The organism is Rahnella sp. PAMC25559, from assembly GCF_050632365.1.
Classification (GTDB): Bacteria; Pseudomonadota; Gammaproteobacteria; order Enterobacterales; family Enterobacteriaceae; genus Rahnella; species Rahnella rivi.
Genome location: NZ_CP192543.1, coordinates 1,761,533 through 1,783,456, shown reverse-complemented (window position 1 = coordinate 1,783,456; position 21,924 = coordinate 1,761,533). Strand labels below are relative to the sequence as shown.

Genomic DNA, 21,924 nt, shown 5'->3' with positions numbered 1-21,924 from the left:
AAACACTTTAGATACTGCAATGGCAGAAATGACTTTATGAGCTTCTGTCAAAAAGACAAAAACAAACCTTAAGTTCAATCACTTACATTTCAATTAAGCTATATTAAAAATCTCACGAAAGCAACTCCTCGAAAATTCATCGCGGATGAAGCACGCCTTAATATTTAAAACTTATCATGACAAATGAAAATAAATCGTTATCGAAAGGAGTAACATTGGCTGTTTTGTGATGAGTTCATGTCATTTAATCTTATAAAAAGAGGAGTTAATAAGCAGGATACGTGAGGATGTTCACAAATTTATTCAACATTGCACCAGAATATATAAATAAGAATTCTATTTAGATAATGATCTAAAAGTCTTAAAAGTCATGCCCGAATAAAAACAGACTTTATTATCCGGGCACCTGGTTAATTACTCCGCAATCACATACCCCATCACACGCTTCCAGCCGACCGGTTTTTTCTCAATATACACACCCTGTAATTCCGGTGAGAAACCTGGCAGCAGGTTGATGCCCTCTTCCAGCGCCATAAAGTAACGTTGCACCGCGCCGCCCCACAGTTCGCCGGGCACCACACACAGCACACCCGGAGGATAAGGTAACGCACCCTCTGCGGCGATGCGGCCTTCGGCTTCACCAATCGGCACCAGCTCGATATTGTCGCGGATAAACTCGTTGTGCGCGTCCTGCGCATTCATCACCACTGGCGGGAAACTCTTCTCGCGGAACATCTCTTTTTGCAGCTCTTTCACATCAAAACTGACGTACAGATTATGCATTTCCTGACACAGCTGGCGGATGGTGTAGTTGCGGTAGCGGTCTTCGTTTTTACGGTAAACCGTCGGCAACACTTCGCTCAGGGGCGCATCTTCTTCGATGTACTGCTCAAAGCGGGCGATCTCCTCAACCAGCAGCTGCATTTTGGCCGGGGTTTCCGCCGGGGTCAGCAGGAACAGAATGGAATTGAGATCGCACTTCTCGGGCACAATGCCGTTTTCGCGCAGATAGTTCGCCAGAATGGTCGCCGGGATCCCGAACCCGGTGTATTTACCGGTGGTCGCATCGATACCCGGCGTGGTGAGCAGCAGCTTGCACGGATCGACGAAATACTGCTTCTCTGCATATCCTTCAAAAGCATGCCAGCGCTCGCCCGGCACAAAGTCAAAGAAACGCACATCATTGGCCATTTGCTGCGTGTCATGGTTCTGCCATGCCACGCCGTCTACTACCGGCGGCACGAACGGCAAAATCATCGTGCACTGCTCAAGCAACATCTTGCGGGTTTCGATGCCGAGCTTCACACACTCCATCCACATGTGTTTACCACTGCCACCGGCGTGAATGCGCGCATTGACGTCCAGCGCGGCAAACAGCGGATAAAACGGGCTGGTGGAAGCGTGCATCATAAAGGCGTTATTGAGCTTTTTATGGCTGCAATGGCGTTTCTGGCCTTTGATGTGATTGTCTTTTTTGTGGATTTGCGACGTCTGCGAGAACCCGGCCTGCTGCTTATGCACCGACTGGGTGACGATGATGCCCGGATCGTTTTCGTTCAGTTCCAGCAGCAGCGGCGAGCACTCTTTCATCATCGGAATGAACTGCTCGTAACCGACCCATGCGGAGTCAAACAGGATGTAATCGCACAGATGGCCGATTTTATCGACCACCTGACGCGCGTTGTAGACCGTGCCGTCGTAGGTGCCGAGCTGAATGATGGCCAGACGGAACGGACGTTTTTCGCCGGCACGTTCTGGCGCCACCCGCGTGATTTGCTGACGCAGATAGGTTTCATCGAAACAGGCGGCATCGATTCCGCCGATAAAGCCGAACGGGTTACGCGCCGTTTCCAGATACACCGGCGTCGCGCCTGCCTGTAACAGCGCGCCATGATGGTTGGATTTATGGTTATTGCGATCGAAAAGCACCAGATCGCCACGGGTCAGCAAGGCGTTGGTGACCACTTTGTTGGCCGCCGAGGTGCCGTTGAGCACAAAATAGGTTTTGTCCGCGTTAAACACTTTGGCGGCATATTTTTGCGCATCTTTCGCTGATCCTTCATGGATCAGCAAATCGCCCAGTTTGACGTCCGCATTACACATATCAGAGCGGAAAATGTTCGGGCCATAAAAATCGTAGAACTGACGCCCCGCCGGATGGCGACGGAAAAATTCCCCGCCCTGATGCCCCGGACAGGCAAAGGTGGCGTTCTCCATTTCGACATACTTTTTCAGCGTATCGAAAAACGGCGGGAACAGCGCTTCTTCATAAGCCTGCGCGGCAGATTCAATCTGCGCGGCATAAAACGCCTGATTCGCATCAGACAGGGTAATTACGCCTTTTAGCGCCGGTAAAAACTCAGGTGAAACCTGCTCAGTTCCCTGCACGGCAACAAACGCGGGGATGCCAAACCCCAGGCTTTCGATCTCCGCCAGCCTGCCGTGGTTCAGATCCCCGACAGAAATAATGATCGCCGCGACGTCGGCAAAATCGGCGCGACGCAGGTCAGCCACCAGACGCGCGGTCTGGAGGTAAGGGGAAACGGAGGTGCTTGCTGCAAGTTTTAAAAGTTTCATTCAGACTCTCAAACGGTTAAGTAAGAGGGTGTGCCACATGGCACGGCAATGAGCTGGTGCTTACGTCATAAGAGAAAATGCGCAGAGTCCAGCCCGGCAATTGACGCTGGCCTGAGTGAGACGGAACGTTGCCGTGAGGGCAATGGGGAGACAGTTCGCGTTTCATGCTCAGCCGCGTCTGACAGACAACAGTAAAATCAGAGGAGTGGCGGGTGTCATTCTCTGTTTTTAATCATGCCTGACAGCGAGCAAAGGGTAGGCTTACCGCATGAAAGGATCTGCAAAAGGAGGAAAACTGACATCGTGGTGTTGACAGCACCCGGAGATCATCATCAGATTTTTTCTGCACGAACATAAAGCCACTGCCGCGCGATGTGATAAACCAGCCATGCCGCAACCCTCTTGAGCTGTCGCGTGAAAACGGGATCAGAGTTGTTTAATAAATCGGCGCAATAATGTCATCTTTCTTATCCCTGTTCAACCCTGAACATTGGGCGAAATTCTTACAGAATGCGACATCCCGCCGCGGTCAATTCTGGTATTTTTGCAGGGCATTCACGCGTGCCTGAAAGAGATGAAGGGAAAACCGGCAAATCGTCGTAAAAAACATCAGTCGGGTGACGAACCCGGCGGTTGTCACAAAAACCCGTTGACGACACATGCCCAATACGGTTTAATGCGCCCCGTTGCCCGGATAGCTCAGTCGGTAGAGCAAGGGATTGAAAATCCCTGTGTCCTTGGTTCGATTCCGAGTCCGGGCACCATATTTAAAGAAACCCGCCTATGGCGGGTTTTTTGCTTTCTGAGATACGGACTCTCCATCGAACTCCGTTCGATTATTCGTCTCATACTGAGACTCACCCCTGCGGGGTCAGCGCAAGCGCTGCTCAAAGACGCTGCGCGCCTTTGTCCGAGTCCGGGCACCATATTTAAAGAAACCCGCCTGTGGCGGGTTTTTTGCTTTCTGGGATGCGGACTCTCCATCGAACTCCGTTCGATTATTCGTCTCATACTGAGACTCACCCCTGCGGGGTCAGCGCAAGCGCTGCTCAAAGACGCTGCGCGCCTTTGTCCGAGTCCGGGCACCATATTTAAAGAAACCCGCCTCTGGCGGGTTTTTGCTTTCTGTGATGCGGACTCTCCATCGAACTCCGTTCGATTATTCGTCTCATGCTGAGACTCACGCCTTCCGCCATCCCCGTGTCAGGACCTTTTCTATCTCGACAATCACAAACAGCGCGACGCCGATTAGCAATCCGATGATCCAGTAGATGAACGGCAGCGGACGTGTGCCGAACAATGTGTTCATCAGCGGGACGTAGATGATGATCGCCTGCAGGGCGAACAGCACGACAGTGACAATCCAGATCCCTTTGTTTTGCAGCAGACCACGGCTGAGGGAGAAATTATCCGAATCACGGCAGTTGATCATGTAAACCCATTGCGAGGTCACCAGCGTTTGCAACAACACGGTGCGGATGAATTCCGGTTCATAGCCACGGGGTTGCAGCCACGCCTCAAGGATAAAGGCGCTGATGGAAATCAGTAAACCGACGAAGGCCACGCGCCAGATGGCGTATTTATCCATCACATGCGCGCTGACGTTACGCGGCGGGCGGCGCATAACGCGGCTTTCCGCTTTCTCAAACGCCAGCCCGAAGGAGAGCGTGGCGGACGTCGCCATGTTCATCCACAGGATTTGTACCGGCGTGAGCGGCAAAAGATTGCCCATCAGGATCGCGATGATGATCAGCAACCCTTGCGCAAGGTTGGTCGGCATGATGAACAGAATGGTTTTCTTCAGGTTGTCGTAAACCCGACGCCCTTCCCTGACCGCGTTGGCGATAGTGGCAAAGTTGTCGTCAACCAGGATCATATCGGCAGATTCTTTGGTGACCTCCGTCCCTTTTATCCCCATCGCAATACCGACGTTAGCCTGCTTCAGCGCGGGGGCGTCGTTTACACCGTCGCCGGTCATCCCGACGATTTCACCGGTTTCCTGCAAGGCTTTCACCAGCCGGAGTTTATGTTCAGGGCTGGTGCGCGCAAAGATATCAAACTGCACGGCGGCCGTTCTGAGCTGCGTGTCATCCATATGCTCCAGCTCATAGCCGGTGATGGAGTTGCCGCTGTTGCCAATCCCCAGCATTTTGCCGATAGCCATGGCGGTTTCCTGATGATCACCGGTGATCATCTTGACGCGGATCCCGGCCTGCTGACATTCAGCAATCGCGACAATCGCCTCAGGCCGTGGCGGATCCATCATGCCCGCAATGCCGATCAGCACCATGCCCTGATTCAGCTCCGGGTGATCGAGCGCGGTGACCGGTTGATCGACCGGCTTCCAGGCCGCCGCCACCATGCGCAGCCCTTCACTGGCATATTGCGTGATCGCCGATTCCCAGTAAGCGCGATCCAGCGGTTGCGCGCCTTCCGGTGTTTGCTGGAACTGGCAGAGTTTGAGCAGCACATCCGGCGCGCCGGTCAGCATCACTTGTGACTGGCCGTTTCTCTCGCAGGCAATCGCCATGTATTTATAGAGTGAATCAAACGGGATTTTACTGCTGATCTGATGCGCCACCTCCGGCAGATGCGCCTTGGCGGCCAGCACTTTCAGCGCGCCTTCGGTCGGGCCGCCGGTAATTTTCCAGTGCCCCTGCGCATCCTGCGACAGCGTGCTGTCATTACACATATCCACCGTGCGCAGAAACTGGGTCAGCAGCGGCGAAGAGTCCGCAGGCTGCGGAGTCGCCTGCCCGGCAAGGGTAAAACTCCCCATCGGTTCATAACTGCTGCCTTCCACCGTCCAGACGTTGTCCGCCAGAATCACCGCTTTGACGGTCATCTCGTTCATGGTCAGCGTGCCGGTTTTATCTGAACAAATCACAGACATCGCGCCCAGCGTTTCAACCGTCGGTAGTTTGCGGATGATGGCTTTGGAACGCGCCATCGCCTGCACACCCAGAGAAAGAATGATCGAGATGATGGCCGGTAACCCTTCCGGCACCGCGGCCACCGCCAGGCTGATGACAGAAAGCAGCAGTTCACCGAACGGAATATCGCGCAGCAAATAACCGAAAATCAGCAACGCCGCCATCATGAACAAAATGATGACGAAAATGGATTTCCCCAGTTTGTCGATCTGCACCAGCAGCGGCGTTTTGTTGTCTTCTATCGAGGAAAGCATCTCATTGATATGGCCGAGTTCGGTGTGGCCGCCGGTGGCAAAAACCACCCCGCTGGCGGTACCGGAGCTGACCGTAGTGCCCGAGAAGGCGAGGTTCTTGCGATCGCCGATGGATTTTTCCCCCTCCAGCGAATCGGTTTTTTTCGAGACCACGGTCGATTCACCGGTGAGAATGGCTTCTTCAACACGCAGGTTATGGACGTCGATTAAGCGCAAATCGGCAGGGATTTTGTCACCGGGACGCAGCAGAACAATATCTCCCGGCACAATTTCATCGGTCCCCACGGTAACTTGTTGTCCGCTGCGTAATACCAGCGCTTCACTGGAAAGCATATTCTGAATGCTCTTCAATGATTTCTCAGCATTATTTTCCTGAATAAAACCGATGAGGGCATTAATGACCGCCACGCCTAATATCACCAGCGTGTCTACCCAGTGCCCCATGATCCCGGTTACCACGGCGGCGGCCAGTAATATATAAATAAGGATATCTTTGAAGTGAGAGATAAACTTTATAAATAAAGACTTACCTTCTTTTTGAGGCAACACATTCGGGCCATATTGCCTGAGTTTATTTTGTGCTTCCTCGGCAGTCAGCCCTGAGAGCCCGGATTGCAGGCCGGCGAGGCTTTCTTCTACGCTCAGCTGATACCAAAGTTTATCCGATGACGACGGTTGTGCAGCCTGTGGCGTTGTATTATCCATAATCCTTTGACCCCTGAAATGGTTCACGAATAAGAGAATAACAAACGAATTATCGTGCAGGTTTCTGGCAAGATACGTAAAGCTGTATAAACTATAATATACCGTGTTAAATAGTGTTAATTACCTGCCCGGAAAAACGAATAAACAAATAAAAACAACAGCTCACACCCGTCATAAGGGAATGCAGACATGATGAAATAAGTCAGTAAGATTACATGTAAATCCCTGCATATATTGTTTGTATTTATTATTTCGCGCGTTGTTCAATGAGGGGAAGTATTTTGAAAACTCGTTTTTCTCTCACGCTGGTCATCGCTTTACTGATAAGCGCCTGCGATCAGAAAACTCCGGATGCGCCGGTCTTACCGCGCCAGGTCAAAGTGGCAACGGCAGACGCCGTAAGTCTGGCCAGTACGCGGGTCTTTCCGGCACGGATCCTGGCCGGTGATAACACCGACATCGCCTTCAAACGCCCCGGCCAGCTCGATGCCTTAGACGTACGCGAAGGCCAGGCGGTGAAACAGGGGCAAATTCTCGCCCGTCTCTCCAATAATGATGCCCGCCAGCGGCTGAACGATCGCCGGAGTGCGTCCACGCTGGCCCAGCGCCAGTTCGAACGTTACCAGACGCTGGCCCGCCGGCACGTGGTGTCACAGGCCGAACTGGAAGTTCACAAAGCCAGCCGGGATTCTGCCCTCGCCGCGTTGAAAATTGCCCAGGAAGAACTGAATGATTTGAATCTGGTCGCCCCGTTCAGCGGCGTTATCGCCCGGCTGAACGTGCGTAATCATCAGGTGATTGCCGCCGGGCAACCGGTCGCCACGCTCAGCCGCGCCGATGTGCTGGATGTCATTTTCAGCGTGCCGGAAAACCTGTTCACCAGTCTGGATATCCGTAACGCGCAGTATCGCCCGTTAGTGCGTATCAACACCCTTCCCGGCCGCGATTTCACCGCCAGTTATAAAGAACACACCGCCAGCAGCGAGGCCAATACTTTAACGTGGCAGGTCACGCTGACCATGCCGCGCCCGGAAAACTTCCCGGCGGTGGCCGGGCTGAGCGGCACGGTGACCGTCAATCCGGCAAACCTCGCCACCGCAACGCCTGACAACACGCTGGTTGTTCCGGTGGAGGCGGTCTTTAACCCCGACAGCCAGCAGCGTAATCAGGCACACGTCTGGCTGATTGCCGGAGAAGGCGACAAACTGCACGTCGAAGACCGAAAAGTGACGGTGGGTGAGATGACGTCGCGGGGGATTGAAATCACCGCCGGGCTTGAGAAAGGAGACAGGGTGGTAGCCGCCGGCGTGGGTGAATTACACGCGCAGCAACCGGTACGCATCTGGACGCGGGAACGGGGTCTGTGATGGGCATCAACGACAGCTTTATCAATAACCCGACGCGCGTATGGCTGGTGATCCTGCTGCTCGGCGTGGGCGGGTTGATGGCATTGTTCAACATCGGGCGGCTGGAAGATCCGGCGTTTACCATCAAAACCGCCGTCGTTTCGGTGCAGTATCCCGGCGCCTCGTCGCAGCAGGTGGAAGAAGAAGTGACCTTGCCGCTGGAGAATGCCCTGCAACGCCTGCCTTACGTCGATAACATCACGTCAATTTCTGCCGTCGGTTTATCGCAAATCACCGTCAACATTGACTCCCGCTATCACTCCTCCGAACTTCCGCAGATTTGGGATGAACTGCGCCGCCGGGTGAATGACGCCACGCTGCAATTTCCGCCGGGCGTCAGTGCGCCCTTTGTGAATGATGATTTTGGCGACGTGTACGGCTATTTTTTCTCGATTTACGGCGACAGTTTTACCAATCCTGAGCTGCGCAAATACGCCGAACAGCTGCGCAGGGAACTGGTGCTGGTGCCGGGCGTCGGCAAGGTCGCCATCGGTGGCATCCTTCCTGAACAGGTCACGATTGAGATTTCCCGCGCAAAAATGGCGGCGTACGGCGTCACGCTGGCGCGCCTTTCGACCGTGCTTAACCAGCAGAACAGGGTGTCGGATGCCGGCAGTATGACCGTCGGCAGTGAGTCGATCCGCCTGCATCCCACCGGCGGATTTCAAAACATTGATGAGCTGAATAATGTCCTTATCAGCCCGGCGGGGTCGACGCACAGCATTTATCTGCGCGATATCGCCGTCATTTCTCAGGGTGTCAGCGATCATCCGGGCAATATTTATCATGCCAATGGCCGAAACGCGCTGACCCTCGGCGTCTCCTACATTCCCGGCGTCAATGTCATGAACATCGGTCACGCCATCGAAGCCAAAATGAAGGCTTTGCAGGCGGAAAAACCCGCCGGGATCGAGCTGAAAGTCTTTTACGATCAGGCTGCCGAAGTCAAAAAATCCGTTGACGGATTTATCATTAACTTCCTGATGGCACTGGCGATTGTGGTCGGTACGCTGCTGATTTTTATGGGGCTGCGCAGCGGGATAATTATTGCGGTGTCACTGGCGCTCAATGTTCTCGGCACCTTACTTATCATGTATTTGTTTGGTATCGAACTTCAGCGTATTTCCCTCGGGGCGCTGATCATTGCCCTCAGTATGCTGGTGGATAATGCGATTGTGGTGGTGGAGGGCGTGCTGATTTCCCGTCAGCAGGGCAATCCGCTGCTGAACGCCATCTCACACATCATTAAGCGCTCCGCCCTGCCGTTGCTCGGAGCGACAGTGATCGCCATTCTGGCCTTCGCGCCCATCGGGCTCTCGCAGGATTCCACCGGCGAATACTGTAAATCGCTGTTCCAGGTGCTGCTCATTTCGCTGATGCTCAGCTGGGTGACCGCCCTGACCCTCACGCCGGTGCTGGTGAAATGGGCGTTTGCCAATATGCCGGTGGCGCAGAAAAAACCCGATGAACAGGCAGACCCTTATGGCGGCTGGATATTTCGCGTTTACCGCCGCCTGCTCAATGCCTTGCTGATCCGCCAGACCGTGACGCTGGTGGTGCTGGCGGCGCTGCTGGTGGCTTCCGTCTGGGGCTTTAGCTTCGTCAGGCAGAACTTCTTCCCTTCCTCGAACACGCCGATTTTCTTCGTCGACCTCTGGCTGCCTTACGGCACCGATATCAACTACACCGCAAAAATTGCCGGTGAGATCGAAAAAAATATCAACGGGCAGGAAGGCGTAGAAAACACCGTTACCACCGTCGGCCAGGGAGGAATGCGGTTTATTCTGACCTACAACGGCCAGCGCCAGTACTCTAATTACGCGCAAATCATGGTGCGGATGGACGATCAGCGCAAAATCGCCGGGCTTGTCCAGCGCACCGAGCAGGAGATCCACCAGAATTTCCCTGAAGTGAATGCCCGCCTGAAACGCATCATGTTTGGCCCTTCCGGCGACAGCGCGATAGAAGTGCGGATCAAAGGTTCAGATCCCGACACCTTGCGCAATATCGCCAGCCAGGTGGATCAGATAATCCTGGATGACGGCGCAGCCGACGGCGTGCGTAACGACTGGCAGGATCGCAGCAAAATGGTCCGCCCGACGTTCTCACCGTACCTTGGCCGCGAGCTGGGCGTAGACAGAGCGGAAGTCGACAGTGCGTTGCAGTTAAATTTCAGCGGCAGCACGGCGGGGATTTACCGCGACGGTTCCACGCTGATGCCCGTGGTGTTACGCCCGCCGGCGGATGAACGGCTGGATGTGGATCACATGGCCAATATCATGGTGTGGAGCCAGACGCGTCAGCAGTTTATTCCGCTGAGCAATGTGGTGAGTGAGTTCCGCGTGGAGTGGGAAGATCCGCTGATCATGCGCCGTGACCGTATGCGCATGCTGACGGTGCAGACAGACCCGGATGCGGCCACCGGGGAAACCTCCGGCGACATGCTGGCGCGCATCAAACCCCGCGTCGAGGCCCTGAAACTGCCGCACGGCTACAGCATTGAGTGGGGAGGTGATGCGGAGAACTCCGCCGAGGCGCAACAGGGGTTATTCACCACGCTGCCGATCGGCTTCCTGATGATGTTTATCATTACCGTACTGATGTTCAGCTCGCTGAAAAACGCCATCGCCATCTGGCTTACGGTTCCGCTGGCGCTGATCGGCGTCACCTTTGGTTTCCTGCTGACCGGCATTCCGTTTGGATTTATGGCGCTGATTGGTTTGCTCAGTCTGAGCGGCATGTTGATCCGCAATGGGATCGTGCTGGTCGAGGAGATCAACCAGCAGAAAAAAGTGAAGAGTCAGGCTGAAGCCATTGTTTACGCGGCCACCTCGCGCCTGCGCCCTATTCTGCTGACCGCCTTTACCACCGTGCTGGGGCTGGCGCCGTTGTTACTTGATGTATTTTTCCAAAGCATGGCAGTTGTTATCATGTTCGGGCTGGGATTCGCTACAGTGCTGACACTTCTGGTTCTGCCTGTGATTTACAACTGTTTTCATCGTGAAGGACAACGCAGCCAACAATGAACACCACGGGACTCAACATTATTAAAACCCTCGGCTGCCTGACCGCCGTCACCTTTTTCACCGTGTACAACACTTACGACGATTACAACTATAACTACGACACCGTATTGGCCTTTCTGACGTTTATCTCCACCATCGCCACACCGTTATTTTTTGTGGTCAACGGCTACATGGACGCCGGTTCCTGCTCTGAGGACACCACCTCTGAATGGCAGATGAGAAAGATCCGCGGGATATTAACCCTGTTTATTTTCTGGTTCTCCCTCTATTACCTGTGGGAGCCGTATCAGAAAGGGTATCTGATCCAGCCATGGTTTATCTTTTCGCTGGTGATCATTTACACCTTCCACACGCTGGTGGACTGGCTGGCACAGCGCACGCGCGTGCTGGCGTGCGTGATTGCCGTCTTACTGATTTTCTCTTTCGCTTACGATCTGCTGGCGCTCTATTATCCGGCGCATCAGGCGTTATCGGTCCCCGCGCAGTTCCGCATCTGGACGTGGATCCTTTATTACCTGACCGGCCAACTGCTCTTCGACCCGGCGGTTTCCAGGCTTTATGGCCGCCCGCGCGTGGCGACCTTCGCCGCAGTGGCCATTCCTTTCGTGTATATCTTCACCTGGCTGTATGAGAAGCACTTTTTCTTCTCACTGTTCAGGCTCGAGCGCAACAGCTTCATCCTGACCGGCTCGCAGGTGTATCTGCTGGTGGTGCTGATCATCATTGCGGCCAACGGCGTGAAAGCAGACGCGGTGAAAAGGCCGGTCGGCGAAATGGTCGGTGCGCTCGGCAAAACCATGACCGGCGTGTATATCCTCCACTACACCTTTTTCAACATCCTGATCCAGTGGATCCCGATTCACTCACTGACCGCCAAACTCTTCGTCATCCTGCTGACGTTCCTGCTCTCGGTGGTGTCTTCCACCTTGCTGCTGAAAAATAACCTGACGAAAAAGCTGATAACCTTCTGACAGTATCCGCCGTGAAACCGGCTGAACGGGCATAAAAAAAGCCGAAGAATATAGGTGCATTCTTCGGCTTTTGAACAGGTTCGCTGTGCAGTCAGCGTGCTTCATCCATAGAGTTTAAGCCGGGCCATGGCTTTGGCAGAGGCCAGATCGGCCTGAACCATTTCAATCACCAGATCCTGCAATGACGTTTCCGGCCCCCAGCCCAGCTTGTGGCGCGCCTTTACCGGGTTGGCGGAAGCTTTGCACTTTTCCGCCGGGCGGATATAACGGGGGTCAACGGCCACGACCACATCCCCGACTTTTAACGCCGCGGCAATCGGGCTGATAATGGCCGCAATCACCCCTTTCTCCTCAGTGCCTTTCCCGACGAAACGCAGTTTAATACCCAGCTCCAGCGCCGCGAAGGTGACGAACTGACGCACCGTATACTGGACACCGGTGGCGATCACAAAGTCCTCCGGGCTGTCCTGCTGCAACATCGACCACTGCATTTTGACGTAATCTCTGGCATGGCCCCAGTCACGCAACGCGTTGAGATTACCGAGATACAAACACTGCTCCAGCCCCTGCGTAATGTTCGCCAGCCCGATGGAGATTTTACGGGTGACAAAATGTTCGCTGCGGCGCGGGGATTCATGATTAAAAAGAATGCCGTTGCAGGCATACATACCGAACGTTTCCCGGTAATTCACCACGGTCCAGAAATCAGAAATCAACGCAATGGTTTGTGACGCACAAAGGCCGGAGGTCACCATTTCATTGATGGTCATGGCGTTAACCAGGCCGCACAGTTCGGAGGGCGAGGCATGATAATAACGGGTTTTATTCGCCAGTCCCTGAGAACGGATCCCTTCCAGCATGCGCAGCGCACTGATATTCGCCCTCATGGGAGGATAACAGGCGCGCAGACATTCCGCGGTGGTCTGGCGGAGACTGCCCAGATTATAAATTTCATCTGGCCGCAGGGTAGCTAACAAATCATTCAGACTGGCATCATCAGAAAAATTTTCATCGTGAAGATGAAAATCCGGGGACTGAAACATCAGCCCTTCAGCGGGAAATTCATTTTGCTCTCCCGCCACCACAGGAATATGTCGATTAATACCATGGACTGTATAGCCTTTTTTTAATAAAAGCTCAGCCAAATAAGAACCATCTTGTCCAGCTATACTGGTAATAAGTGCAACTTTAGACATACAGGATCCTTGGATTACAATTAAAAAGAACACATCTTTTTGGATGCACGATTAGAATTGTAAGGTCTTAAAAATAACAAATACAAACCAGATGTAAGAGGTGAAATAAGACAAGGTGAACGTAATAAAAAACCTAGTAGATTATTTTTTTGCTCTCGCTAAATTCATTCCATTTCCCTTTTATATATTCCTCCAGCTCGCGGTGAAAACGTTCTGCAGAAAATCGCATTGCATTGTCCCGGCAGTCTTGCGCAAGAATAGAATTTCCAATCATCTCGAACTGCCGCACGGCCTGTATCACCGAGGTCACACTCTGTTCGGCATAAAACAGCCCGGTCGCCTTCGTTTCGCCGTAAGGTCTGATGGTTTCGAGTACGCCGCCTTTGCCAAAGGCAATGACCGGTGTACCACAGGCCTGGGCTTCCACCGGCGTAATGCCAAAATCTTCTTCCGCAGCAAAGACAAATGCCTTGGCGCGTCGCATATGATCCTGCATAACGGCATCGGGCTGATACCCTAAAATCTCGACATTCTTTTCGGCCTTAGCCTTAATTTTTGCCATTTCCGGGCCATCACCGATCACCACCAGCTTTTTATCCGGCATCTGGCTAAACGCCTCAACAATCAGATCAATACGCTTATAAGGCACCATGCGGGACGCGGTAAAATAAAAGTCCTCTTTCTCTTCCTGCAACAGAAAACGCGTCACATCAACCGGCGGATAAATAACATCCGCATCACGCCCGTAGACTTTTTTTATCCGGCGGGCAATGAACTGTGAGTTCGCCAGAAAGTGATCAACGCCGTTCGCCGTGCGGTAATCCCAGATCCTTATCTTGTGTAAAAACCAGCGGGCCAGTTTACCTTTCAGCCCCTTGTTTAACCCCGCCTCACGTAAATACTGATGCTGAAAATCCCATGCGTAACGTATCGGAGAATGCACGTAGCTGATGTGCAACTGGTCAGGGCCGGTTAATACCCCTTTTGCCACCGCATGGCTGCTGGACAAAATAATGTCATGCTTGGTCACGTCGAGTTGTTCAATGGCCAGAGGCATTAAGGGCAGATAGTGTTGATACTTTGTTTTGGCGAAAGGTAGACGCTGAATAAAAGAGGTGGTGGAGTCTTTGCCATAAAATAACTTTCTCGACTCATCTGATAAAAAATCCACCACGGAATAGAGTTCAGACTCCGGGTATATTTTGATAAATTCCGCGATAACTTTCTCTGCCCCGGCAAATGTCACAAGCCAGTCGGCGACAATTCCAACACTTACATCATTTGACATAATCAAACCTCAGAATTTTTATTATTCTTTGCACAAAATAGCCAGAATACTTTGTGTCTGCTTTTGCATCAGGGCGATATTGCCGCGCGACTCCACATTCAAACGCACCACGGGTTCAGTGTTTGAACTGCGAAGATTAAAACGCCACTCTTCAAATTCAAGGCTGATACCGTCGGTATAATCGACGTGCAGTGCGTCGCTTTCATACACGGCCAGTACCCGGCCAATGGCTTCTTTCGGCTGAAGGATAACGCTGTTGATTTCTCCGGAGGCAGGATAGGCCTTGATACGGTCATGAATCAGGGTTCTTAATGACTGGCCTTTCACTAACAATAATTCAGCCACCAGCAGCCACGGAACCATGCCGCTGTCGCAGTAATAAAAATCCCTGAAATAATGATGGGCACTCATTTCACCGCCGTAAACGGCATTTTCAAGACGCATACGCTCTTTGATAAAAGCATGTCCGGTTTTAGACATCACCGGCACACCGCCCGCCTGAGTGACAATATCAATGGTATTCCAGCTTAAGCGCGGATCATGAATAATGCGTGAACCGGGGTGTTTTTCCAAAAATGCATCGGCGAGCAAGCCGACGATATAATAACCTTCAATAAATTCGCCTGTATGGTCAAACAGAAAACACCGGTCAAAATCGCCATCAAAGGCGATGCCCATATCAGCCTGATATTTGATAATGGCATCCGTGGTATCCTGACGGCACTCCGGCAATAACGGGTTAGGAATGCCGTTGGGGAAATTGCCATCAGGGTTGTGATGAACCTTAATAAACTCCACCGGCACTCCCGCCGCGATAAAACGTTGTTCAATCGCATCCACCACATGCCCCGCGGCACCATTGCCTGAATTAAGCACTAATTTGAGCGGGCGGCGAAAATGGGAAAAATCGATATAGCCGATCAGTTTATCGACATAAGCATCAAGTACCGATGCCTGTTCATAAGTGCCGCGTTTTTCAGGGGCGATATCAGTAAACTGATTCACCTCGGCAATACGCTGTATTTCGTGAAGCCCGGTATCGCCGCTGACAGGTTTTGATTCTTCGCGCACCAGTTTCATGCCGTTATAGTTCATCGGATTATGGCTGGCGGTCACTTCAATGCCGCCATCAAGACTGAGGTATGACGTTGCGAAATAAATCTCTTCCGTCCCCGTGACGCCAATATCCACCACGTCCGTGCCTGAATCTTGTAATCCCCTTGCCAGTGCCAGTTTTAATGCTTCGCTGGTTAAACGGACATCGCCCCCTACTACCATTTTGGTCGGCTTTAAATATTGCCCGTAAGCCCGTCCGATGCGGTAAGCGATATCTTCATTTAATTCAGTACCCAGTTCGCCCCTGATGTCATACGCTTTAAAACACGTCAATTTCCCAGACATAATTAACCCTCAAATTAACAACGGCCATAATGGTCTTTGATACGAATAATATCGTCGTCTTCCAGATAGGCGCCGGACTGTATTTCTAATATTTCCAGAGGGATCTTTCCGGGATTTTCCAGCATATGTTGCGAACCGATAGGAATAAACGTGGACTGGTTTTCGGTCAGTAAATATGTTTTATCATCCAGCGAGACTTTTGCTGTTCCGGAAAGAATGACCCAATGTTCAGCGCGATGGTGATGCATTTGCAAAGAGGACTTGCCGCCGGGTTTTACGGTTAAACGGTTTACGTGATATCGAACCGTATTCACCACATTGTCATTTCGTCCCCACGGGCGATATGACTCGCGATGCACACGATATTCCCTGCGCTCCTGATTTTTTAAAAACTCAACGACTTTTTTAACGTCCTGCACCTGAGATTTATCAATAATCAATACGGCATCTTTGGTATTCACAATCACCAGATTCTCAACACCAATGGCAGCGATAAATTTCTCATCAGTATTGATATAACAATTTGTGGCGTTATGAGTGAAGACATCACCGGTCACAGCATTGCCGTTCAGATTTTTATTATTGACCTCCCACAGCGCCGCCCAGGAACCTACGTCGTTCCAGCCTGCATCCAGCGGCACAACGATAGCCTCGGTGGTTTTCTCCATTACGGCATAATCGACAGACTCGTCCGGGCAGGCGATAAAGGCCGCTTTATCCACACGGATAAATTCCTGCTGCTCATCAGGTTGCGCTGTCTCAATGGCTTTGAGACAGGCATCGAGAATATCCGGCCGGTATGTTGCCATCTCTTCCAGAAAGCGTTTCGCGCGGAACAAAAACATTCCGCTGTTCCAGTAATATTCGCCGGTTTCCAGATATTGCAGAGCGGTCTGTAAATCAGGTTTCTCAACAAAACGCTGCACCCGAAAAACGGGGGCAGACGGGTTGTTAAATTCCGTGCCGCGTTGAATGTAGCCATAGCCGGTTTCAGGCCCGGTGGGAACAATACCAAAGGTGACTAATTTCCCTTGTTCGGCAAAAGGAATGGCGTTGTTAACCGCCTGATGAAAGGCTTCGATATTCTCGATAACATGGTCAGCCGCCAGTACCAGTAATAAAGGATCATAATCCTCATCGATAGCGCTGAGTGCCGCCAGTGTAATAGCCGGAGCCGTATTTCTTCCGACAGGTTCAAGAATAATATTATTCGACAGCTGATTGATTTGTCGTAATTGTTCCGCCACCAGAAACCGATGCTCTTCATTACAGATCACCAGGGGGTTAGAAGTCTCTAAACCTTTTAAACGGGTAACTGTTTCCTGCAACATAGATTGCTCGCCATAAAGGCGTAAAAATTGTTTGGGATAAAGCTCACGGGACATTGGCCATAAACGGCTACCGGTACCACCGGCCATAATGACGGGAAGGATCATGATTACCCTCTGAAATTAATTCATTTCAAGATCAGCCCCATAAATGAGACTAATAATTTAATCTGAAATGATATTGATAGTTAAAATATAAAAAATAGTTTCTTTCGCAGTGAGAATAATAAAAAGGCGACAATAAGAGAAAAAATAAGAGTCAATGCATAAAGAAGTGAAACAGAGAGGTTAAGATATTTTTCTAAAAAGAAAATAACATAAGGATGAACAAAATAAACAGCTGCTGCAATCAAAGCGAAGCTTTTTGATTTTAAATGCGTAAAATAAACAACGTTACTTTTCATTAATAATATAAAAAGCAATGGGCAGAAAATCAGCAGCGAGATAATAAAATCAATGTGGTACGATATTTTTTTGAACAAATATATATTAGTTAAACAAAGTTCTAGTGAGAAAAGGAGGAAAGAAAAGAATAGCAAAATTACGCATCTGGTTTTTGACAATTTTTCAATCAGATTATTTTTGGCAATATATACTCCTATAAACATCATAGGAAAACCAAAGAACAAACCGTTTCTAAATATCCAGTACTGTGAGAAAACTTTAAACATCAGACTATCAGCCTGCAAAAATATTCGCGCATACTGCAAAATCCATCCGATGATAAACAAGGAGACACACAATAACAAAGCATACCTGAGATCTTTGACGTAATATAAAATCACGCCTCCTGATGCCATAGCAGCAACATACCAGAGGTGGTGATAGCCAAATAGAGCCTGAGAAATAAAAACAGCAATATATTGCGGTGTGAGTCCGTCAGTCGGGATATACATTGGTAAGTATATTATCTGCCAGACTGCAAATAATAACAGGGCCCGGCACAGCCACTTCCTGAAAAGGAATTTATCCGTCACATATTGTTGAAAAAAGTATCCATTGATGATAAAAAAAATGGGCACTGCCATTCTGAAATAACCATCAACAGTGAAAAAATTAATTTTTCTAATTTCAGAAAAAACATTGACGTGAATAGCAACCACCATAAAAATTAGCAACAATCTGAATATATCAGCAGACTGGTTTCTTTCATTTATTGTTGAAGGCATATCGTCTCACTCAGGAATTAAATTTAAATCAGGGCAAGATCCTAAAACTTACTTGCGCTACTTTAACTGAGAACTGATGAAGGTATTATTAGAAGTAAATTTTCTCAGTCTATTTTCAGGTGCACTTACATTTCCTGGAGAAGAATATATTTCATTATGAGTTGCGTTATTATTTTTCAAGACAATGATCGCGCTGCAATCCTCACCGGTGACATTCTTGATGACATTGTATTTAGAATATATTGTCAATACGGCATCACAGTTTTTACCCTCTATCTTGTTCAATGTGTTAGGTTTCAGGGGGTTTAAAGTGTCTTTCATACTGTAAAATACTGATACCGCTGTCTTTGCGTTACCTATAAAAATATTTTCCACCACACAGCCTGAAGAGTTATTAATGAGGATACCTTCCGAAGTATTTGTTCTCCCCAAATCGGGAATAGTAATATTTTTTATGATGCAATCTTCGCACAGATTTGTAGCAACACCACTACCATTAGGGGTATTGGCAGTCATTGGCGCATCTTGTCTGGCATTATCTATCGTGCAGTTTGTCGAATTGGCAATGAACCCAATGGAGTAATAAGTTCTTCTTAAATCCGGCTTTATGACGACAAGATTTTTCGCAGAGCAGTTATGGTTAGAAGGCGTTTCTGGTGGAACATCGGAGCCCATGCCAATCAGCTGCGTCCAGCCCATCCCCCAGATATTGTATGCGTGACAATCTCTTGCGTTGACAAAGTTAATACCATACCCCCCCCAGGCTTGTTCATTTTCGGATGTAAAAATTGCCTGAAGCAGTACGTCATGAATGAGTGAATTTTCTGCCTGCACAAACTCAGGGTTATCTCTAAGATATTGTCTTTGAACCGGATTTTTAAAGTCGGGGTTGATGGTTGTTGATTTTTTTTTGCTTCGGTACCATTCATGAGCAAAATAGCTGTTTGCTTCCAGACTGGAACCAATAACGAAACCACCCCGCCCTTTATTAAAAATAGGATCTTCGAAGATGATTTTTGTTGTCGCTCCCTGCCCGTAAATTTCAGTATTACTGGACAAATAAATTGGGAAAGTTAACCGGTAATACTTAATGGGGTCGGGCAGGTGAATCCTCGCCCCACCTATTTGTTTCGCGTAATCACAGGCTTTCTGAAATGCCGGAGAATCATCATGGATCCCGTCACCCCTTGCACCGAAATCGACGATATTCAACAACGTCAACTGGCTAAGATCGACCAATTGCGAGAAGGCCGTATTCTGAATAAACCAGGTACTCAAGGTTGAAAGGCTTAGCAGGCGTAAAAATAAGCGCCGATTGACCCCATTACTTATTTTGAGAGAAACTTTTTTATGTGTCACTTATAACTCCATCATTAATTTTCCGGTTCTCTTTTGTATATAGCCATCGTAAATAAAAAGAAAGGTACGCTGACCCAAAAGGTAGATATATCTATAAAAACCCCAGAAACAACATAAGCAATGATCAGAGCGAACTTATCTCTGTTGTTTTTATACACCGACACACAGAGTGACATAAGAAATGATAAATAGAGAAGTAAACCAATGACACCCGTTTCTACAGAAAGGGAAAGGAACATATTATCAGGGATTAGACCATACTTTTCGGTGGATAAACGATACCCCACACCCAGTAATGGATTATCGCCAACCAAGCCTAGTAATAAAGCCCAGGTTGTAAACCGTCCCGAACTGATGTCTTCTTGATTAGCACCAGAAATTCTTGCCCAAAAAGAGGTCAGATATTCATTATTCATGCCCACGATCAGCAGAGAAACGATACCCGCAATTATGATAAATAACGTACCTGGCTTAATTTTCCTCTCTAAAATCAGATTGGTGATGAAGTAAACCAACATAGCTACCATAAGACTTCTCGACATGGACAGATAAATATTGATAAGAAGGCAAGTCATCAGCCCAAGGAAAATTATCGGACTTTTCCCCATGCGTTTAAGTTCGATAAAAGCGGTTATCGCCAGCAGCAGAATAAGATTACTGTATGCACTGGAGTCTTTTGCCACTCCCCCGGCGCGGTACACATACCCCATGCCAGGATATTTATACATTTGCGTTGCAGTTAGCGCAGTACTTTGTAGAAAAAAACCTATTGTCGATTCCAATGTCACCAGAAAGAAGAGTGTAAACACAAATATCGCAATACGATTGTGCTGTTTTTCATTCATCCCGCGGCTGAAAACCAGGATAAGTACTCCGGGAAGGTACATTTCCAGCATCCGAAAAAATCTTAGGTACGCTGAAATATGGTCTGCATTACCGGGATAGTATAAATAGCTGTAAGTGATACCCACTAATACCCAGGCAGCCCAGAACAGAAGAAACGTGAGGATAAAAATGGACTGTTTATTCTTTTTTCTCTTGGTTAAAAGAAAAAACAATACTGACAGGATCATAAAAGGAAATCCAATTTCCAGACCTGATATATTTCCACGCCCAAAGGGAATTAATGTAATTATTGCCATCGCAATACAGGCAAACTGAATTGCAACACTGTCTTTATTCACTTGTTGCATTGAAACCTTCATTATCAGCGTTGAATGTCAGTGTATAGATTCAATTCTGCAAGATAAGTTTTTTCCGGTGAAAATCTCTGAATGATGAATTCTTTCCCCGCCCTAATAACCGTTGCGTTATCATTTTTAACTAACTTTAGTTTCTCAGAAAGTTGATTGACGTCTCCTAGCTGATAAAGAAAACCCGTGATGTTATCTTTAATGAGCTCAGAATTCCCACCCGAAGCTGATGCTAAAACCGGGATTTCGTACAACTGCGTTTCAAAAATGACTCGTCCGAGTGGCTCACGATCTGAAGGTACGCATACCAAACCTACATCTATCAGTTTTTCACGGACATCAGAAACAAAACCCGTGAACTCGACACGATCCTGCAAGTGATTATTTTCGACAAAGGCCAGTATTTTCCTATGGTACTCACGGTCTTTTTCTGTGCTTCTGGGTTCACCGATAAACCTAAGGGTTACACAAGGGTCATTCATTAATGAAAAGGCCTTCAGCACTTCCATTTGATTCTTGACTTCAGTAATAGCCCCGATAACAGCAATGACGTATCCTTTTGCCTTATCTCTATTTTCAACGTCAATCCTGTCGAGAAACTTAAGATCCAACGGGTTGTAAATCACATTGATTTTCGATAATGAACCGGAGACTCTACTAAAAGTACTTTTCACATATTCCGAGTTAGCTAAAATAACCGTTGAAAGTTTATAGATGACATTATCCACAAAGCCATGGTTTGAAAGTTCAATACCGCAACGCGCCCGGAATATAGTCTTTTTGTTACGTAATCTGAATGAAGGCATTGAAAACAAACCATCATAAAAAGTATTACAATGCACTATCGAATAGTCCCTGCTTTTTGAAAATGTTTTTAACAAAAGATTTAAACCACCCATAAACCTGGAATTAAAAGGTTTACTATTTATATATTCTATTTTCCCTTCATTAATCCCAGACTTTAACAACTCTTGTTTATATTTCTGATTTCCCTGGTCGATAATAATACGAAATTCTATGTCGCTGCTGATTTTCTCCAATAATGCAATCAGGCTTCGTTGCCCTCCAGCAACATCATGACAGGTATCAACGTACAGAACTTTTTCTTTCTTCATATT

The 21,924-nt window shown here is 49.1% G+C and carries 13 protein-coding genes and 1 tRNA gene; 4 read left to right on the top strand and 10 right to left on the bottom strand.

The features are described from left to right. Nucleotides 1-414: 414 nt before the first annotated feature. Nucleotides 415-2,577, bottom strand: coding sequence for an ornithine decarboxylase SpeF (gene speF / locus ACQZQY_RS09415; RefSeq protein WP_136377455.1), 2,163 nt, complete (start codon nucleotides 2,575-2,577; stop codon nucleotides 415-417). Between the two features lie 688 nt (nucleotides 2,578-3,265). Between speF and ACQZQY_RS09410 the strand changes: the two genes are divergently transcribed. Further along, nucleotides 3,266-3,341 (top strand) — tRNA-Phe (locus ACQZQY_RS09410). A 416-nt stretch (nucleotides 3,342-3,757) separates the two neighbouring features. On the opposite strand, the gene ACQZQY_RS09405 is transcribed toward ACQZQY_RS09410, so the two are convergent. Next, nucleotides 3,758-6,469 (bottom strand): cation-transporting P-type ATPase, encoded by a 2,712-nt coding sequence (locus tag ACQZQY_RS09405; RefSeq protein ID WP_431297003.1) that lies wholly within the window; start codon nucleotides 6,467-6,469, stop codon nucleotides 3,758-3,760. Nucleotides 6,470-6,750: 281 nt separating this feature from the next. On the opposite strand from ACQZQY_RS09405, the gene ACQZQY_RS09400 reads away from it, so the two are divergent. Genes ACQZQY_RS09400 through ACQZQY_RS09390 form a run of 3 tightly spaced genes read left to right on the top strand, consistent with a single transcriptional unit; the run spans nucleotide 6,751 to nucleotide 11,872 of the window. Beyond that, nucleotides 6,751-7,836, top strand: a complete 1,086-nt coding sequence (locus tag ACQZQY_RS09400; RefSeq protein WP_122096358.1) for an efflux RND transporter periplasmic adaptor subunit — start codon at nucleotides 6,751-6,753, stop codon at nucleotides 7,834-7,836. Beyond that, nucleotides 7,836-10,901: an efflux RND transporter permease subunit gene (locus tag ACQZQY_RS09395; RefSeq protein ID WP_431297002.1), complete on the top strand. Its 3,066-nt coding sequence runs from the start codon at nucleotides 7,836-7,838 to the stop codon at nucleotides 10,899-10,901. The genes ACQZQY_RS09400 and ACQZQY_RS09395 overlap by 1 nt, the downstream gene beginning before the upstream one ends. Beyond that, complete coding sequence (locus ACQZQY_RS09390) at nucleotides 10,898-11,872, top strand: acyltransferase (RefSeq protein ID WP_112164147.1); 975 nt, start codon at nucleotides 10,898-10,900, stop codon at nucleotides 11,870-11,872. Before ACQZQY_RS09395 ends, ACQZQY_RS09390 begins: the two co-directional genes overlap by 4 nt. Before the next feature lie 101 nt (nucleotides 11,873-11,973). Here ACQZQY_RS09390 and ACQZQY_RS09385 read toward each other — a convergent pair whose 3' ends face one another. The 8 genes from ACQZQY_RS09385 to ACQZQY_RS09350 form a co-directional block, all read right to left on the bottom strand. Continuing rightward, entirely contained in the window at nucleotides 11,974-13,068 is a 1,095-nt protein-coding gene (locus tag ACQZQY_RS09385) for a GDP-mannose 4,6-dehydratase (RefSeq protein WP_431297001.1), read from the bottom strand. Nucleotides 13,069-13,201: 133 nt separating this feature from the next. Next, nucleotides 13,202-14,356, bottom strand: coding sequence for a glycosyltransferase family 4 protein (locus ACQZQY_RS09380; RefSeq protein WP_056773331.1), 1,155 nt, complete (start codon nucleotides 14,354-14,356; stop codon nucleotides 13,202-13,204). Nucleotides 14,357-14,377: 21 nt separating this feature from the next. Beyond that, nucleotides 14,378-15,757 (bottom strand): phosphomannomutase CpsG, encoded by a 1,380-nt coding sequence (gene cpsG / locus ACQZQY_RS09375; protein WP_431297000.1) that lies wholly within the window; start codon nucleotides 15,755-15,757, stop codon nucleotides 14,378-14,380. Between the two features lie 14 nt (nucleotides 15,758-15,771). Continuing rightward, the gene (locus ACQZQY_RS09370) at nucleotides 15,772-17,193 is read right to left on the bottom strand and encodes a mannose-1-phosphate guanylyltransferase/mannose-6-phosphate isomerase (protein WP_122096353.1); all 1,422 of its coding nucleotides are present in this window, start codon (nucleotides 17,191-17,193) and stop codon (nucleotides 15,772-15,774) included. 80 nt (nucleotides 17,194-17,273) lie between these two features. Then, the gene (locus ACQZQY_RS09365; RefSeq protein WP_431296999.1) at nucleotides 17,274-18,254 is read right to left on the bottom strand and encodes an acyltransferase family protein; all 981 of its coding nucleotides are present in this window, start codon (nucleotides 18,252-18,254) and stop codon (nucleotides 17,274-17,276) included. Between the two features lie 57 nt (nucleotides 18,255-18,311). Continuing rightward, nucleotides 18,312-19,613 (bottom strand): glycosyl hydrolase family 28-related protein, encoded by a 1,302-nt coding sequence (locus tag ACQZQY_RS09360; RefSeq protein ID WP_431296998.1) that lies wholly within the window; start codon nucleotides 19,611-19,613, stop codon nucleotides 18,312-18,314. Between the two features lie 14 nt (nucleotides 19,614-19,627). Beyond that, nucleotides 19,628-20,806, bottom strand: a complete 1,179-nt coding sequence (locus tag ACQZQY_RS09355; RefSeq protein ID WP_431296997.1) for an O-antigen ligase family protein — start codon at nucleotides 20,804-20,806, stop codon at nucleotides 19,628-19,630. A gap of 14 nt (nucleotides 20,807-20,820) precedes the next feature. Continuing rightward, nucleotides 20,821-21,921, bottom strand: a complete 1,101-nt coding sequence (locus tag ACQZQY_RS09350) for a glycosyltransferase family 4 protein (protein WP_431296996.1) — start codon at nucleotides 21,919-21,921, stop codon at nucleotides 20,821-20,823. Nucleotides 21,922-21,924: the final 3 nt, after the last annotated feature.

What these genes read in the sequence shown, in the direction of transcription:
- speF (WP_136377455.1), bottom strand. Translation starts at nt 2,577, where the DNA reads ATGAAACTTTTAAAACTTGCAGCAAGCACCTCCGTTTCCCCTTACCTC.
- ACQZQY_RS09405 (WP_431297003.1), bottom strand. Translation starts at nt 6,469, where the DNA reads ATGGATAATACAACGCCACAGGCTGCACAACCGTCGTCATCGGATAAA.
- ACQZQY_RS09395 (WP_431297002.1), top strand. Translation starts at nt 7,836, where the DNA reads ATGGGCATCAACGACAGCTTTATCAATAACCCGACGCGCGTATGGCTG.
- ACQZQY_RS09390 (WP_112164147.1), top strand. Translation starts at nt 10,898, where the DNA reads ATGAACACCACGGGACTCAACATTATTAAAACCCTCGGCTGCCTGACC.
- ACQZQY_RS09385 (WP_431297001.1), bottom strand. Translation starts at nt 13,068, where the DNA reads ATGTCTAAAGTTGCACTTATTACCAGTATAGCTGGACAAGATGGTTCT.
- ACQZQY_RS09380 (WP_056773331.1), bottom strand. Translation starts at nt 14,356, where the DNA reads ATGTCAAATGATGTAAGTGTTGGAATTGTCGCCGACTGGCTTGTGACA.
- cpsG (WP_431297000.1), bottom strand. Translation starts at nt 15,757, where the DNA reads ATGTCTGGGAAATTGACGTGTTTTAAAGCGTATGACATCAGGGGCGAA.
- ACQZQY_RS09370 (WP_122096353.1), bottom strand. Translation starts at nt 17,193, where the DNA reads ATGATCCTTCCCGTCATTATGGCCGGTGGTACCGGTAGCCGTTTATGG.
- ACQZQY_RS09365 (WP_431296999.1), bottom strand. Translation starts at nt 18,254, where the DNA reads ATGCCTTCAACAATAAATGAAAGAAACCAGTCTGCTGATATATTCAGA.
- ACQZQY_RS09355 (WP_431296997.1), bottom strand. Translation starts at nt 20,806, where the DNA reads ATGCAACAAGTGAATAAAGACAGTGTTGCAATTCAGTTTGCCTGTATT.
- ACQZQY_RS09350 (WP_431296996.1), bottom strand. Translation starts at nt 21,921, where the DNA reads ATGAAGAAAGAAAAAGTTCTGTACGTTGATACCTGTCATGATGTTGCT.